The sequence below is a fragment of the Leptospira broomii serovar Hurstbridge str. 5399 genome (assembly GCF_000243715.2).
Lineage (GTDB): Bacteria > Spirochaetota > Leptospiria > Leptospirales > Leptospiraceae > Leptospira_B > Leptospira_B broomii.
The window spans coordinates 2,175,975-2,192,105 of the sequence record NZ_AHMO02000008.1; the positions used below are offsets into that span (position 1 = coordinate 2,175,975).

The 16,131-nt window shown below is 40.8% G+C and carries 11 protein-coding genes; 4 read left to right on the forward strand and 7 right to left on the reverse strand.

The window, feature by feature from the left end:
* Positions 1–321: 321 nt before the first annotated feature.
* From LEP1GSC050_RS15680 to LEP1GSC050_RS15695, 4 genes are all read right to left on the reverse strand, one after another.
* A complete protein-coding gene (locus tag LEP1GSC050_RS15680) occupies positions 322–2,331 on the reverse strand; it encodes a tetratricopeptide repeat protein (RefSeq protein ID WP_010568689.1) in 2,010 nt (669 codons plus the stop codon).
* A complete protein-coding gene (locus LEP1GSC050_RS15685) occupies positions 2,328–4,367 on the reverse strand; it encodes a tetratricopeptide repeat protein (RefSeq protein WP_010568690.1) in 2,040 nt (679 codons plus the stop codon). The genes LEP1GSC050_RS15680 and LEP1GSC050_RS15685 overlap by 4 nt, the downstream gene beginning before the upstream one ends.
* A 295-nt stretch (positions 4,368–4,662) precedes the next feature.
* The gene (locus tag LEP1GSC050_RS20690) at positions 4,663–4,920 is read right to left on the reverse strand and encodes a hypothetical protein (RefSeq protein ID WP_408605396.1); all 258 of its coding nucleotides are present in this window, start codon (positions 4,918–4,920) and stop codon (positions 4,663–4,665) included.
* A gap of 24 nt (positions 4,921–4,944) precedes the next feature.
* Positions 4,945–5,871, reverse strand: coding sequence for a histone deacetylase family protein (locus LEP1GSC050_RS15695; RefSeq protein ID WP_040911777.1), 927 nt, complete (start codon positions 5,869–5,871; stop codon positions 4,945–4,947).
* A gap of 92 nt (positions 5,872–5,963) precedes the next feature.
* On the opposite strand from LEP1GSC050_RS15695, the gene LEP1GSC050_RS15700 reads away from it, so the two are divergent.
* Entirely contained in the window at positions 5,964–7,109 is a 1,146-nt protein-coding gene (locus LEP1GSC050_RS15700; RefSeq protein ID WP_010568693.1) for a putative glycoside hydrolase, read from the forward strand.
* Positions 7,110–7,189: 80 nt separating this feature from the next.
* On the opposite strand, the gene LEP1GSC050_RS15705 is transcribed toward LEP1GSC050_RS15700, so the two are convergent.
* Complete coding sequence (locus tag LEP1GSC050_RS15705; protein ID WP_010568694.1) at positions 7,190–7,978, reverse strand: enoyl-CoA hydratase/isomerase family protein; 789 nt, start codon at positions 7,976–7,978, stop codon at positions 7,190–7,192.
* A complete protein-coding gene (locus LEP1GSC050_RS15710; RefSeq protein ID WP_020987719.1) occupies positions 7,978–8,505 on the reverse strand; it encodes a hypothetical protein in 528 nt (175 codons plus the stop codon). Before LEP1GSC050_RS15710 ends, LEP1GSC050_RS15705 begins: the two co-directional genes overlap by 1 nt.
* Before the next feature lie 183 nt (positions 8,506–8,688).
* Between LEP1GSC050_RS15710 and LEP1GSC050_RS15715 the strand changes: the two genes are divergently transcribed.
* Positions 8,689–9,966 (forward strand): PilZ domain-containing protein, encoded by a 1,278-nt coding sequence (locus LEP1GSC050_RS15715; RefSeq protein ID WP_010568697.1) that lies wholly within the window; start codon positions 8,689–8,691, stop codon positions 9,964–9,966.
* On the opposite strand, the gene LEP1GSC050_RS15720 is transcribed toward LEP1GSC050_RS15715, so the two are convergent.
* Positions 9,967–11,265, reverse strand: coding sequence for a transposase (locus tag LEP1GSC050_RS15720; RefSeq protein ID WP_020987380.1), 1,299 nt, complete (start codon positions 11,263–11,265; stop codon positions 9,967–9,969).
* Positions 11,266–11,424: 159 nt separating this feature from the next.
* On the opposite strand from LEP1GSC050_RS15720, the gene LEP1GSC050_RS15725 reads away from it, so the two are divergent.
* Both LEP1GSC050_RS15725 and LEP1GSC050_RS15730 read left to right on the forward strand, forming a co-directional pair.
* Complete coding sequence (locus LEP1GSC050_RS15725) at positions 11,425–14,442, forward strand: DEAD/DEAH box helicase (RefSeq protein ID WP_020987519.1); 3,018 nt, start codon at positions 11,425–11,427, stop codon at positions 14,440–14,442.
* Between the two features lie 346 nt (positions 14,443–14,788).
* A complete protein-coding gene (locus LEP1GSC050_RS15730) occupies positions 14,789–16,126 on the forward strand; it encodes a hypothetical protein (protein ID WP_020987389.1) in 1,338 nt (445 codons plus the stop codon).
* Positions 16,127–16,131: the final 5 nt, after the last annotated feature.

Here is a 16,131-nt window from a genome sequence, read left to right on the forward strand (position 1 = left end):
ACCAATAATGATAACTCGTTATTAAGAGGCAAGCAGAAATCTACCGAGAGATGAATTGTTAATCCGATCCGAAGTCTTAGGAATGCTGTAAAAATTCCCCACCCTTCCTGGGCGGGGGCCGGAGCGAAGCGGTGGAATTGCCTTATTTCACAGAATTACAAGCGCCGCAAGGATTTAATATTCGTGAAAGCTTGTTGGAGCTCCTACCAGTAGCTTTCCGTCAAGATTCGGGAGCCACCGAAAATGTATTTCAATGCGAGAGGGGAGTTCCTCTCGCTTAGTTAGATATTTGCGGATTAGATGGATTTAGGAATAGTAGGTTCATTCACTACCGACTTCTTTCACTCGATGCCAATACGCTCTGTTTCCGACGGCAAGGGTTCGCAAGACCTCGTCGGTATTCTTTGGAATCGCTTTAGAGGTATAAAGATCCGCTTCCTGTACGACGGCTTCCCCGACCTTAGCGGAAGAGTTATATAAATATAAAACCGTGCCTTTGGCGATTCCGTCCACTAGTCCGGCGTTGATAATGATCGAATCTTCTTTAACTCGGTGTACTCGACCCATGGCAGGTATTAAGGATAGAAGTTTGTCTCGGCTTCGTAGGGTTGCTTCGGAGAGAGCGTCCCGACCTTTTGCATAGATTCGAAACGTTCCTAGATTTTTTTCCTCTTTATGGTCTCTTAAGTTCCATTCCATTCTTAGAGCGCCGTTTTTAAAGGAGAGTTTTCCGCTAGCTACGAATCGAAGCGATTCTCCCTTTACGTTTTTAATTTGGGAAAAGTTTTTTTCGGTTTTTATGATTGCCCCGGAGTACGGTTCTTGGTCGAGTCCTTCCTTCTTTCGACGCGAGTCCAGATCTACGGCTCTGATTCGAGGATCTTTGGAAAGGAAAGTTCGAATTGCTTTTCCGGCGATTACAGGTGCATCCGGGTGTTTGGATAAAAAATCCTCCGTCTCAAGATCGAAGATTAAAAGCTCCGGAGGGGTTCTACCATAGTCTTCTTCGATACCGAATTCTCCTATGTTGATTAAGCCTTCCCGATAGCTTAATGATTTCTTAAAATTCTCCAGATTATTCTCGATTGCGTAACCGTATTTCTTATTGTCGGGGAACTTTTCCCTTAGTGTTAAGAGAAGGTTAAAATACTGAGGGAATAAACCTCTTCTTTTATATTCTTCCAGGACAAGTACGAGAATTTCCGGTCGGTTCGGTAGCAATTCTCGCGCCCGCATCAGATGGACCCAAGCTAGATCATATAAGAAGCTATTTCGATTTGCACGAAAACGCTGCAATCTATATTCACCTAAAGTTCTACGAGTATTGTTTCCTTCCGGAAGATTTTCCAAACATAATGTTTCAGCCCGCTCTCGTATGAAAGGGTCCAAATCGTCAAGAGTAAGTAGGCGTTCAAGGTCGGCACGACCTTCTTTCGAACTAGGATCCTTTTTAAGACGTGCAAACGATCTTAAATATAAATACTCGGTTGAGGAGGGAAAGAGAACCAGCAATCGATTCAGAAATTCTTCTGCATCCGCATACCGTCCCGCATAGATTCTCGTTTTAGCAAGCAATCTAAGCGCTTCTTCTTCATCCGGGTAAAGTGCAATTGCCCGTTCCAGTTTTTCAGCGGATTCCTGAATTTTGGAATCCCTTCGATTTCCCGAGAGTTTTTCCGACCAAAGAAGTAAAAACTTTCCGGACTCCAAAAATACGCTCGGATCGTCGGAAGTTTCCGATTCTAATTGATTTCGCAATGCCTGGGCTTTCGAAAAATTACCTCCAAGCGCCGCAACTCTAGCCTCCAACATTCTGATTTCCCGATTTTTCGGCATCCTGGATAATGCGGAATTCAATTCGAAGGTCGCTTTTTCAATATTACCTTGCGCTAATTGAACTTCCACCAGTACCGGAAATAAATCTATATCGTATCGATCCTCGTCCAGAAACGGCCGAATCACCGCCGAAGCTTCCTCATATTGTCCGAGTTTTGACAGTGTCACCGCCTTAGTTTTGACGGCCATTTTGTTTTTCGGTTCTAATTCTAAGACTTTATTTAAGGAGCGCAACGCTTCCTTTTCTTTATGAAGTCGTAATGCTGCCTCGGAAAGACCGAGGTGAGATCTGACCGATTGAGGATTTTTTTGTACTGCTTCCCTAAACGCGTCATATGCATCCGCATAGTTTCGATTTTTTAAGGAGGATTCACCTTGCTTAATCCATTCTATCGTTTCTTTGGCAAAGATGTGCGAAGCCGACGGTAATAGTAGAATCGTTAAGATGACGAGTAAATTAGGAAAAAGAAATTTATATTTTATTAAAGTTCTCATGGACTAAAGAATCCGGTTTCCGCTTTTCCGTTCGAGTTTCTGAATACTGCTTCGACGACGACGGGGATATATACCTCTCCGCCGGACGAGTCGATCCGGCTTTTGAATGAAAGCAAATATCGTCGATCTTTTTTGGATTCCACCCAATTCCGCAAACTTTTTTCGGCGCCTCCTCCGGGGATCATCAAGAATTTTCCTCCGGACTTTTCAGCAATTTCCTTGTATATTTGGACCGATTCTCCTTCTTCTCCCAAACAAAGAAAGAAGATAGGAATATCATGAGCTACTGCAAAACGGATAATTTTTGTAGGGGAAAATTGGGTAAACCCCGCTTTCAGGTCCTTGCCGGAAACGACCGCTAAGACCGCGCGAGGACCTACGCTGTCCAGCAGATCGGTAATTCCTCTTTGCAACGATTTGCCGATTTGTGATTCTTCCTCCGGTATAAAGGCTCTGATTGCGCGAAAAATATCGTACATGCTTTTTCCGAAAGAATAAGCGACCTGAGTATCTTTTCCTGATCTCAAAAGCTGAATCTTATCTTCGGATCGGATTTCGGATAGAAATGGTTTTAGCGCTTTTTCAATCAGCGGGTACGACTCGGCGATTTGTTTGGAATTTTCCGCCACTATCGAGACTGTTACTCGATTATTGTATTTTTGCATATTCGTAAGTCCGATTAGCGGCGAAAGGTTATCCATTTCGTAAACCCGGAACGAATTGCGCGGTATGGCTTTTACCGCAGCGCCGTGGCGGTCTCGAGCTTGCACGACTAAAGAAATATCGGGATAGTTGGAACTGATCACTCGTTCGACTAACAGATCTAAGTTGGAAGCGAGTTGGCCCTTCGGGGAGAAAATATCCAATCTATGTCTATTGAAATCGGTCACAAACATCGTTCCGGTATAATCGAAACCGATTCCAAAAGCTTGGTCGAAATTTCTAACGTTATTTTTCGAATCCCGAAAACTTTCGAAATTGGACCAATTTTTTGAAATCGAATCATAGATAAATAGACCCGCAGCTTCGTCCGCTACGTAAATTTTATTTTCGCGGATCGTTAAATTGCGGGGTTTTTTTAGAGCCGGATGAGTTATCTCCTTTAGATAATTTCCCTCCTTATCGAAAACGACGATCCTTCGGTTACCTTTATCGGCTACAAAGATCTCGCCTTTTGAATTGATCTTGAGACCGGCGGGTTGTCTTAAAATACCCTTTCCGATTTCTTGAAGAAAGCTTCCATCCTTTGCAACTTTTTGAATTCGATCGTTTCCCATATCCGAAACGAATAGATACCCCTCTCTTGTAAGAAAAATTCCAGAAGGTCCATGGAAATAGCCAGGTTGTTTTCCGGTATTGCCGAATCGGTTAACGTAGTCGCCATGCGTGTTGAATTCGTATATCGTATCGCCGGCATAGTCAGCTACGAATATCGATTTTCCCCGTACGGCGATGGCAGTGGGCCCCTGAAGATTACGGCCTAAGGAACCTTTGAAATTATCGACAGGGTTTCCGTTTGCGTCGAATTTTACTATATTTGCGGTTTCGAAACTCGTAACGTATAAATATCCTTCCTCATCCACCGCAACGTCCGTCGGGTTGCGGAATCGAAACCTTCTGAGGTCGTCTCCATTTACAGATTTATAATATTCTAAAGTGTCTTTTCGGTTGCTTCCGCCTAATTGAAATCTGAGGGCATCTAATCTGCTTTTTCGAATTAGATTCAGCTTGCCCGAAGATTCTAATTGCTCTAATTCCGCTAAACTTTCCTGCCAGTCTCCGCTTAGGTAATATGTTTCCGATAGAAAGAATTTTGCGTGTGGAAAGTCGGGTTTCAGGGAAAGGGATTTCAGAAAGTTTTCGCGAGCAGCCGCGAACTCTCCCTTATTGTAATATGCCAGTCCGCGCTTAAAAAAGGTTCGCGCTTCCTTTTCCTTCAAGCTAAAGAAGGGTAAAGACTCAGGTTGGAGAGGGCCTACTGAGCTGGCCGCTAATAGGAATAGCAGAAAGATTCTTGGTGATAGTTTTCTCCCCATTCTATTCCTCAGTATTTCCGAGTGAATCGGTTTAGAGACATAATTTCAACCCCTTTTTCAAACTATGCGGATCATGGCCGTTCCCTGAAAGTCTTGAAGAAAAACCTGTAGGAGCTCCCTCAAAGTTTGATCACTGGAAAAGTGTTGCTAGAAGAGGAATTTTGTGGCATACGGCCTTCCGAGGGGTACCACCGATCCGGCCCCCGCCCAGGAGGGGCGGGGATTTTTTCGACCGACTCAATCCATATAGGGGGGCCAATCACCAAATCGCTGAAAAGAACGAGTGCGCTTGAATTTAAGGTAATCGATTCCGGAGCTTTACGGAAACTCTTTCTCTTAGCTGAGAGGATTCTTCCGTTTGATTCAGCCAAACTTTTTTCCAATTACTATGCCATTCCGACCATTCATGGCGGATTGCGCGGTTTTCTTCCAGTTCATCCTCCACTTCTCTCAGGATCCGATCTAGTAAAATTACATAGTTTCGAAAACGGATGGCAAGGTCGGATTGCGGGGAAAACTCCTGCATAGTTTTAGTATCGGCGAGGTTTGACATAGCTGCGGTACTTTTTTATGCCTTTTAACTTGCTAATACGGCTATATGAGCTTCGACGCTTTCTGCCAGCGCCTGGAGGTCATAGCCGCCTTCTAGAAAAGAGATTATCTTTGAACCGGATTGGGATGCAGCTTCCTTCGCCAACCGAGTAAATTCGGAAAATGCATTCGTAGAAAGTGACATACCTCCGAGAGGATCTTGTTTATGAGCGTCAAAGCCCGCCGAAATCAATAGGAATTCCGGCTCGAATTCAAGAATTGAGGGGATTACCTTTTCCTGAAATGCCTGTAGGTAATCCGAATTCGAAGAGCTACCGGGTAGAGGAATATTAAGCGTAAAACCTAGCCCTTGCCCGGAACCGATCTCTCTTGCGGATCCGGAACCCGGATAGAAAGGGTATTGGTGGAGCGAGGTAAAAAAGACTTTATCGGAATCGTAAAAAATTTCCTGGGTTCCATTCCCGTGATGCACGTCCCAATCCAAGATATACACTCTTCGAATATTCCGATTCAGAAGATAATGTGCAGTAATGGCAATATTATTGAGCAAGCAAAAACCCATTGCTCGGCCTGTTTCGGCATGATGGCCAGGCGGGCGAATTAAAGCGATTCCTGAATCCAAGTCTTCCGACAGAATTTGTTTTGCCAGTGACACTCCGCTACCTGCAGCCAGGAGAGCGGCTTCAAAACTTTTTGGAGAGAAGGGGGTATCACCATCAAAACCCCCTCTCTTTCCTTCGATGGCTACGAATCGTTCTTGATAAGTCCTATTATGAGCCGATAGAATCAGTTCTTCCGGTAGTTTTTCGGGAGAAATATGTGTAAGGTTTTTAAAGTAAGAAGTTTTAATCAATCGATTCATTATGGCTTCTAATCTTTCCGGTCGTTCGGGGTGATACTCTCCGGTATCGTGCTGGAGGAAAATATCTTCGTATGCGTATCCAAAATTCATTTGTTTCCTCCGGTTTTTTTTAGATATCGGAATGTTCTGGGAAAGATTGAATTGATCCGGTTCGATATTAAATATAAGACTGGAGCTCCACATTGCGCAAATCGTTTTCTGTTCTTCTTTTATTCATTTTAATCTCGTGTCCATTATGCGCTGAGTTTACTTTACCGTTTCCGGAAAATTCAAGGATCAAGAATGGACCGGGCCGAGTTCTTCGGGAAAAAAGCGCAGAACCTATCCGATCTCAAAATCGGGCTATCGAAAAGGAAAAACCGATCACCTCGAAGATAATGGATAAGGATGCAACGATTGAAGCTAGTCTCACTTCCTCGGAACCTAAGGTTCTGCGAAAGCCAAGAGTCCTAAGACGAAACGGTGAGAACAGCATCCATCCACCTAAGTTTTATCGAGGGATTTATATTCATAATTCTCTCATATCGAATAAATCCAATCGAAAGAAATTGGAAAATGTCTTATCGGAAGCCGCCGAAGCCGGCGTGAATGTCCTCGTCATCGACCTTCAATCCGCGACTCCGCCTGCGGAAGAAATTCGACGAATTAAAGAGCTTGGATTCTACCCGATCGGTCGCTTAGTAAACTTCGACGGGGGATTAAAAACTGAGTTTCCGACTCAAGCTAGATTAAATTCGATTTTATCTTATGTCGGCAAAGCCTGTGCGGCAGGCTTTCCGGAAATTCAATTGGATTATATCCGGTATGCTGACGACCCGGAGATCAAGGTTTCGATCAAAAAGAAATATCAAAATATCGGATCGATTATCGGAAAGATTCGCAGCGAGGCTAACAAATGCGACGATTTGCCTTATCTTGGCGCGGATATATTTGGCAGAATTCCATTCAATAAAGATGATTTAATCGGCCAGAAAGTGGAAGTCTTTTCCCAATTAGTGGACGTATTGTATCCTATGCTATATCCTTCTCACTTTTACGGACAACCTGAGCGAATTTCCAATCCTTATAAAACCATTTACGACGGATTGACGAATGCAAAAAAACGAGCCTTGCCCGAAACGAGGGTCGTCGGTTACATACAAGGGTTTACGATGAAAATCGCTCATTCTAAAAAAACGTTAAAGGATTATGTTAAAGCTCAGATCGAAGCTAGCGTGGATAGTAAGAGCGACGGATTCGTCGTTTGGAATGCTTGGAGCGACTACAGGGAGACTTTCAAAGCGATTCGAGAATCCGTAAAAGATGGGAAACTGGATATTTCCGAATAATATTAAGAGAATTTAATTTTTTGGTTATTATGAAATGTCGCCGCGTCGAAGGAACTGACGTTTTTATCGCCTAAGGAAATTTAGAACCCTCTAAAAATCGGTTTTCTTTTTTCTTCAAGAGATTTGATCGTTTCTCTAAAATCCTTGGAGAGAAAATTACTGGCCTGCGATTCCGCTTCCAAACGCAAGGCTGCATTTAAGGCTTCCCGATTATACGTGTTTTTCTTCAATTCGGATAAGGCTAGAGGGGCGCTTTCGCTTAATGAAATTGCGATCTCAGTGGCGCGTTTCAGCACTTCGTCCTTAGGAACGGAATCGTACGAAATTCCCAATTTTAAACATTCTTCGCCGTTCAAAGTTTCCGCTAGAAATAGAAGTCGATTGGATAAGGAAGTCCCGAATAATTCTCTTACGAGATAACTAGAACCCATTCCCGGATGAATTCCCAACTTCACGAAATTAAATTGGTATTTCCCTTCGGTTGCAAAGATTCGGATATCACAGGCAAACGTAATGGAAAGGCCTGCTCCCACCGCATGTCCATTAGCAGCACAGATTACCGGAACTTCCAAATCGCGAACGGATAGAAAAAGATTATAAAATTCGAACATTTCTTTCTTATTCGTTTCAAAATCCTTTTCCGCGAACGACTTTAGCAATTCGAAGTTTCCACCGGCCGAAAAAATTCCGTTTTTCCCGGTTATCACTACTGACCGGGGCGGACTTTTTTTCAATCTGTCGATATGAGCTTTAAATTCAAGACCCATTTCGCGGGTCATCGAATTCTTCGTTTCCGGATTATTGAGATAAAGAATTTCTATTCTAGAATCGGCGGATAATTCCACCGTTTCCGATTCTACCAATGCCATTAAACAGCTTCCTGCTTTAATTCGAAACTTTCATACCAAATTCTATCCGATACTGCAAGAGGTTTATTACCTAGTCCCATTTGCTCGAAATAATCCAACAGAATTTCCAAATGAACATTCTCCTCATCTTCAAGCGTCCAGAAACTAGAATCGATGGAACGGGACATGATAGCTTGGCCCCGGACCGAATCGGTAAAATAGTCGGGCTTTCCGGAAAAAATTAAATGTGCCGAGATCATATCAAAACGAATCGTATCAACGATTTTGGAAAAATCGGCATCGGATTTATCAAAGAACCGGGACGCTACTTCTGTTTGGAAATAATCTCCCCAAGTAAGAATATCCGGTTCCACACCGATTCTATTTTTAATTTCTGCAAGTTTATCTTGTTCAAGGAACGGGGTACAGGCGAATCTATCCACCAATTCCTTTAGGGAAATCAATGCGAGAATTTTCATCGCGGAAAGTTTGCCTTGGCGCATCATATCAAAGAGTTCTGGGTTGAGTTCGGACTTATTCTGTTCCATGCTATTTTTTTCGGCAAGACCTTGAAAAACCCATCGTATAATTTCCTTCCTTTCTTCTTCACACTATGTCCCATCAGATTGCTTAAAAAAGGGGATTCGCGAAAAGAAACTGAGGGTATCGGCTGGATTCGACTTCTTCAAAAGTCGAAAATGTTAGAAGAGCTTCTTTAATTTTGACGCATTATGGCTGTAGGTAGATCGGATAGTCTTCAAGAATTGATAACAATCCTAGAAACGATGTTCGGAGAAACGATCATCGGTTCAGACATCAATTTGGTTAAGCATCTATTTTATAGTTTGAAGGCCGATCAGCGCGAGTTTCCTTTCGACTACGAAGGGGATAAACTTAGCGCTGTAGTCGAAGAAATCGGAGAGGACACTTTAATTTTCCTCGTTCCTTACGTACAATCCAAAGGCATTTTGCGCGCTAAAATTAGTTTCGAAATTTTGAATATTCTTTATCAATTCGAAGTTGTAATCCTACATTTTTGGGAAGATCACGTTCGAATTAAAATTCCTTCCGAGTTGCAGGCCGCGGCTTTCAGACAGAATCTTCGGGTCGCCGTCGACGACTTATTTATGAACTACGTAATCCTCTACCGATCATTAACGGGAGGCGAACGGGAACTCGGCAAGAATCTTTACGTGGAGCAAAGATTCTTTCATTTAATGAAAGAAATCAAAAAAGATCATCCCAGTCTAAAGCTGATTAATCTGATGGCTACCGATTATATCTTCGAAGTTTCGCGCGACTATGAGATCGAGTTTTACGGTCCCGGTAACGACGGAGGTTTCTTGGGCAGGTTCGTTAAGGAATTCAATTCGACAGTTTACATACCGGACTGTTCCTTGATTATAAATTATATTGGAGAAGGGAAGGAAGAGGGCCTGGAAAATTTCCGAGCAGGATATCTTCAAATGATTCAATCCGAAGGGCAGGCAAAGGCGGACGCTTTCTTTCGGGACATGCAAAAGGAAGAAGTTCGTAACTTTATGATTTCATACGTAGTAACGCCTGTGAGACTCTTTAATGATGTCATCGGTCATATCCGAGTCTTTTCCACCGCTATGGATAAGTTCTCCATCGTACTTCAACAGGCTTTGTACATTCAGGAACTTGGCGAGATTTTGACCTATGCGTTGACGAAGGTTTACATTCGTCAGGAAAATTACAAGACGGCTAGGGCAGCCACGAAGATCCTCGACATAAGTATGAATGGCCTTCTTTTCGAAATTGAAGAACTTCGGACTTTTAATTACTTAAAAAAACATAATATTATTAAAATGTTCGTTCCTATCGCCGAAAGGGATCTAGTCCTTCGGGGAGAAGTCGTACGATTTTTGGAAATCTCGGAACATAGATATCAACTTGGTGTGAATTTTTTTGACTCCAACCCTGACGATATGGTTTATCTACAGGACTATATCTTTAGCAAAAAATTAAAAATTCTTTCAGAATAGTTATCCTTTCCTCTCCTTCCGAACCGCTCCTTGTTCCGTCGCTCTCGTACCAGAGAGAAAAGCATCCCTACTCAAACAAGAATCATCACCACTAACCGACTCAACTAATACATCCAGTCCGAATACATTAGCATTTTTAATGAATGAAAACTCATTCAGATACAACTGTGAATACTTTGGAGTAATGTATCCATAAGATGCAAAGGCCGTCTTAAGAACTCTATGATTTCCTTCTGCTACTTGATTGTGGACTCCATTCTTACTCCAACGATTACGAGCAAATCTGAACCTATTATCTTTTGATCTTGCAGAGTGATTTACACTTCTATGATTCCTGTAAATTCCCCAAAGCCAAGGATAGCCTTGATCTGTAAAAAGTGGAGTGGTAATAGGCAAATATTCTTTGATTAAAGGTCCAAGAGTCTCAGCTTTTTGATTAGGGACAGAAGAGAAGAATACCGGTCCTTGTTTGATTGCTATAGTCTGAACCAGAGTTCCGATTTGTTTCCCACCAAGCTTTTCTGAAAGATAGATAGAAGAAGTTTGTCCTCTGTGGCTGTATCTTTTCCTACCTTGGCTTGCTCTTTCACCCGCAGAGTATAATACAGCAGTGTCTACGCATACGTAGGGCCTCTTTGCCATGATCTTAGTGATGTCTCTATTCTCATTTGGAGGTAATAGGAAGTCTTTGAACTGATCATTTAAGGCTTCGTAGGTGAGCTTCTTATACTTTGGTAATTGATCGGAACAGAAGAGTTGGAATCTTCTCTTGAGCAGACTAGCGGCATTATATCCTATTCTTAATTTCTTACTTAGTTCTGTTGCAGTTACTACCTTTGGATATTGAAGCAGTGATTCATAAAGGATGTAGCCAAACATCCATATTGGTAGTTTAAAGTGATGTAGAGGAGTGTAACTTAGTCTTGATATTAAATATCTACATTGAGGACATCTAATTAGATCTGGTCTTGTGCTGATTTCTTTATCTAAGATTCTCTCATTACACTCAGGTGTTGGACAGTGTTTCGGATAGAAGTCATTGAGTATCTTCTTGGTTATCTCAGTGAAGTAGTCTGTGTTGAGTGCTGGGTTGTGGTGTTTTGGTAGGCTTGTTGGGAAGAATTCTATACTTGAAGTTTTTCTAATTTTAGAGCGAGGGGGAGCGGTTCTGGATTGGAGGAAAGGTGGTCCTCGGTTCGGATTCCGAGTATTAAATATTCCTATTTCCATCCAAGGTTGGGTAGGAGTGAAGGATTGTTTGGTAGTTGCGATTTCTTGGTATTTTAAGGCTACTTGCATGTGGATTACTTTTTGGGTTTTTAAGGAAGCAAAACGTTAGACACATATAAAAAGAAAGTAAAAAATGAACTATCTGATCTGGAAAGAATTGGAAAAGGTTGATAGCCTTTCGTGTTTACGAACATAAAAATTCTAAAACAACGGGAGCTTGGAGCAAGAATGGCATTGCGTGCAGTTTTTATTGGGATTAATAAATATAGTGATCAAGGTATTTCTGAACTTAATGGCGCAAAAAGAGATGCTTTAGCTCTCTGGGCTTTGTTTGCTGATTCGTTTGAAGGCTTAACTTCGAACTTGCTTGTGGATCAAGAAGCAACTAATTCTGAAGTGCGCAAAGCTATATTTGGGACATTAGCGGAAGCGAATGAGGATGACGTAAGTATCATTTCATTTGCTGGTCATGGGTCCCCTGATGGAAATATTATCTTGTTCGATACTGAAATAAGGGATCTCACAGGAACGGCTATCTCAATGAATTCTTTAGCCGATGCGTTTAGAAATACCAAAGCAAAGACTGTACTTTTTATTCTCGATTGTTGTTTTAGCGGACAAGCCCCAGCGAGGGTTCTTGAAACTGCTGGTTTGCCTCGAAATGGGTTTGTTCTAAATGAAATATATGGAGAAGGGCGAATACTTTTGTCGGCTTGTGCTGTGAATGAATCTGCCTGGGAACAACCTGGAACTGGACACGGATTATTAACCTATGCAATTATTACTGCACTAACTAGTAGCGACAAACAAATCGTGAATTTTCCGGATGTTGTCGGGGAGATTATTCGACTAACTCGGCACGAAGCCGAGAGAATCAATGTCAAACAAACTCCTGTGTTTTTGGGAACTGTAGCTGGTGGACTTACATTTCCTGTTCTCAAACGAGGTGATAATTATTTAGCCGCTTTCCCATTTAAATCTACAAAGAAAGTTTCTGGTACATTAGAAGAGCTTCAGCAATATGGATTTCCTTCTTCTATTATTGACCAGTGGAAAATTCGATTTCCCCATGGACTTAACTCTTTACAAATTCAATCTATAAACGAATTCGGAGTTCTCGACGGTAAATCGTTACTTGTTGTTGCGCCGACCAGTTCAGGGAAGACCTTGATCGGAGAATTGGCAGCAATCCCTTCGGTTACGCTTGGAAAGAAGGTGGCATTTCTCCTTCCATACCGTGCTTTGGTGAACGAGAAATATGAAGATTTTACTTTTAACTATGCACCGTCAGGACTTCGAATTGTTAGATGTAGCGGAGACTCAACAGACGGAGTTGCTCCCGTGCTTAAGGGACGTTATGATCTTGGTTTTTTTACGTATGAGACATTTCTAAATTTAATTTTGGGATCTCCAAGTATTCTCAATCAACTAGGCCTTATCGTTTTGGATGAAGGGCAGTTTATCACGGATCCGAATCGAGGAATTATTGTTGAATTGATATTTTCATTTTTGCTACGCGCTCGTATCAATGGCGTTGAACCGCAAATATTAGTTCTATCTGCAGTCATGGGAAATATAAATAATTTTGACCGCTGGCTTAACCTTCCTGTTTTAATTTCAAAAAAGAGACCAGTGCCATTAATAGAAGGGGTGTTAGATCGAAGCGGAGTATTTCAATTCATCGACGTAGATGGCACAATTAAGAATGAAGAATTGCTTCCTTTTCGAAGTATAGTTCAACGTCGTGATAGGCCAAGTTCTCAAGACGTAATTGTTCCATTATCTAAAAAGTTAATATCTGATGGGGAAAAGCTGTTAATTTTTCGTAATCAACGCGGTACTGCTCAAGGTTGCGCCAAATACTTAGCGAGCGAACTTGGTTTAAAACCTGCAACTCAAGTTCTCGATTCATTACCGACACAAGATTTAACGAACGCATCACAGGATTTACACTCGTGCTTAAGAGGAGGAGTTGCTTTTCACAATACAAACTTACTTAGATCTGAAAGGGAAGCTGTCGAAAAAGGATTTCGAAATTTGAATGAAGAAATTCATATAATTGCGGCTACAACTACCCTTGCGGCGGGGATCAATACTCCTGCTTCGACAGTAATCCTAGCGGAGAATAAATTTTTGGGAGAAGATGGACGAGAGTTTACCGTAGCAGAATATAAAAACATGGCTGGCCGTGCTGGAAGAGTTGGCTTTAATGAAACCGGTAAATGTATTATTTTGGCAGAGACTTCTTTAGAGAGAGCACAGCTCTTTCAAAAATATGTTTTGGGAACTCCTGAAGAGGTTCGATCTTCTTTTCAGGAACGAGACCTTTCTACATGGATTATTCGGTTGCTTAGTCAAGTTAAGGAAATATCACAAAAAGAAATTCCAGGTTTACTGATTAACACTTTCGGAGGATATTCTGCTTCCCTTGAAAATCCTAAATGGTTCGTAAATATTGAATCTGAAGTAAATACATTCGTAGAGCGCCTACTTCATATAGAATTAGCTGAACTTGATGGCGATTTTATTCGTTTGACATTACTAGGTAGAGCGTGCGGCTCTTCTTCATTGTCCTTTGATTCAAGTATGCGATTGGTTGAAATTTTGAAAGGGATTGATATTAGTAGAGTTTCTCCCATTCATTTATTGGGCATTCTTCAGGTATTGAACGAAATGGACTCAATTTATACACCACTAATGAGGCGAGGCCAAACAGAGTCTTCGCGAGTTTCCGATGCATCAAATAGATACGGCCTAAATGTAACTCAGAGTTTACAGCGTTACTGTGATGATCAGTTTCAATTTTGGGCCCGCTGTAAACGAGCTAGCATTTTGTTTGATTGGATAAATGGCGAACGGGTTGAAGCAATTGAAAAATATTATACCGTTAATCCATTTCAAGGCGCGATAAATTACGGTAACATTGCTAGTATTGCAGATGGTACCAGATTCCATTTAAGCTCGGCCCATAAAATTCTATCTTGTCTTCTTCTTGATAATCAAGTTTTTCTAAGTGAATTAGATATCTTGTTGGATCAACTTGAGTTTGGGTTACCACGCGAGGCATTATTCCTATTGCAATTAAAGATTTCATTAACGCGAGGTCAATATTTGGCGTTATTTTCTGCAGGCTGTAAAAAGGCAGAGGACATATTGAGTTTGCCGAGAGAGAAAATCGTTGAATGTGTGGGTTCTGAAAATGTTAAATTATTGTCATTAAGTCTTTCAACTAACGAAAGTCCCTAAAAATCAATTAGGTCTTCAGCTTTACCTTTAAACTTTTGGAAATTGAAAAAAGCATATTCGCATCTGGATTAGTCCGAACATTTTCAATTGTTCTGAGGTGAATGGAAAAGTCGTCCTTGCCCTTATCTTCTTGAGTTACTCCGGTGGCAAGTCAAGCTTCCCGGGCTTTCTTTCATTTTGATCCAAACAAAGTAGGAGTGACGCAAATAGTCTACTATAGAGGATTTTAAAACAGATTGAATTGCTTTTACTGTTTGGATGTTTTATAGGAAGTAAAACGTAGACACAAAGAAAAAGAAATGTTGTTTCTGTTTATAAATTATTAATATGTGGAGACCTTAAGTATATGAGCTATATGCCAGATAATAATGCAGAATATGGATACTATATTCCTTCATATTTTCATATGAGGATCAATTCATTGGCAATGCTAAGTGAAATACTTGAACCTTTGCAAAATTGTAAAACTCCGCATAATGACGAAAAGGTATTGTTTCACGAGTATATTCATTTTTTACAGGACATTGGGAGCACTATAGGGCTGATAAATTTATCCAATACCATAAATATTATAAAAGGAATAGCTGAAACTATTTTAAGCAGCGAATCTGCAGTTGAGATTCCAATAGATTTGAATTCTTTAATTAATTATAAGATTAATAATTCGTTATTTGAGATTTATATTGGAGATGTTTTGGAAATCGACGATATGGAAAAGTTGACTATCAGAGAAATTCAAATCGAAAAGACTTCTCACATATTTAAAGGAAAGAAATACGAAGAATTTGGTGTTATTATAATCTTAGATTTGAAATTTCAGCAAATGAAGGGAGTTCGATACAAATTTGGGTCTAAGGCCATTATGGAAAGTATTAGTGCAATTCTTCAGCAGAAAATATATGGTGACTTTGATTTTTCAACTTTTCCTTATAATGCTTGTTTGCGTGTGGCGCAATATATTATTCCTGGATTTGCTAAGAAGGAAATTCTTTTGCAACTTGCTGAAATTTCGCTTTTGTCTTATAATCCGGGAAGATTTTTCTATGATTCACTAATGGAAATGAAAAAGCTTAATTATGACCCGAAGGACTTGATTTCTTTTAGGGAGTGGCTCCTGAATTTCGTAAAAGTTCATGATCCCTTTGAAAATGTATATCTTAATATTCGGTCATTATTTTCCCGAGAAGTGGAAAGGGCAAAGGGCGAGATTAATGATTTATTGCCTGGCGGAGAGCTGGGAAATTCAGCTCGATGGATAAATGGAAAAATTGATGCTTTAAAAGCTAAATTATTCTCTGGGTGGACTTATAATGCTTATTTTACTCAGGACCCGGAAGTAGGAAGATTAGAATTCTTGAATACCCTTACCGAAATCGGAACTCCGTTAGTTATGAATTTTGCGAACATTGGCGAATTAGTAAAGGGTCAACGGGAGGATGAGGAGTTGACTAAAGCTGCTATTTACTTTCCGATAATTGATCAATTCTATAGACTATTTACTAATAATGATCGATCTTGTTTGCAATATGAATTCTGCTGTGAATTGATAAAAGATAAATTAGTAAATTATAAGGTCAATGAAAATTGTAAAAGCTCTCCGTGGCAAAAGATCCTTGAAGAAGAAAAGTGTCCATTTGCTATTCTTTGGATTACTTGGGGTTTTTCAAAATTGCAGATTAAATAGATCAT

Excerpts from the sequence above, each read along its gene's own strand:
- LEP1GSC050_RS15705 (WP_010568694.1), bottom strand. The coding sequence starts at position 7,978 with ATGGCATTGGTAGAATCGGAAACGGTGGAATTATCCGCCGATTCTAGA.
- LEP1GSC050_RS15725 (WP_020987519.1), top strand. The coding sequence starts at position 11,425 with ATGGCATTGCGTGCAGTTTTTATTGGGATTAATAAATATAGTGATCAA.
- LEP1GSC050_RS15685 (WP_010568690.1), bottom strand. The coding sequence starts at position 4,367 with ATGGGGAGAAAACTATCACCAAGAATCTTTCTGCTATTCCTATTAGCG.
- LEP1GSC050_RS15730 (WP_020987389.1), top strand. The coding sequence starts at position 14,789 with ATGAGCTATATGCCAGATAATAATGCAGAATATGGATACTATATTCCT.
- LEP1GSC050_RS15710 (WP_020987719.1), bottom strand. The coding sequence starts at position 8,505 with ATGGAACAGAATAAGTCCGAACTCAACCCAGAACTCTTTGATATGATG.
- LEP1GSC050_RS20690 (WP_408605396.1), bottom strand. The coding sequence starts at position 4,920 with ATGTCAAACCTCGCCGATACTAAAACTATGCAGGAGTTTTCCCCGCAA.
- LEP1GSC050_RS15695 (WP_040911777.1), bottom strand. The coding sequence starts at position 5,871 with ATGAATTTTGGATACGCATACGAAGATATTTTCCTCCAGCACGATACC.
- LEP1GSC050_RS15720 (WP_020987380.1), bottom strand. The coding sequence starts at position 11,265 with ATGCAAGTAGCCTTAAAATACCAAGAAATCGCAACTACCAAACAATCC.
- LEP1GSC050_RS15715 (WP_010568697.1), top strand. The coding sequence starts at position 8,689 with ATGGCTGTAGGTAGATCGGATAGTCTTCAAGAATTGATAACAATCCTA.
- LEP1GSC050_RS15680 (WP_010568689.1), bottom strand. The coding sequence starts at position 2,331 with ATGAGAACTTTAATAAAATATAAATTTCTTTTTCCTAATTTACTCGTC.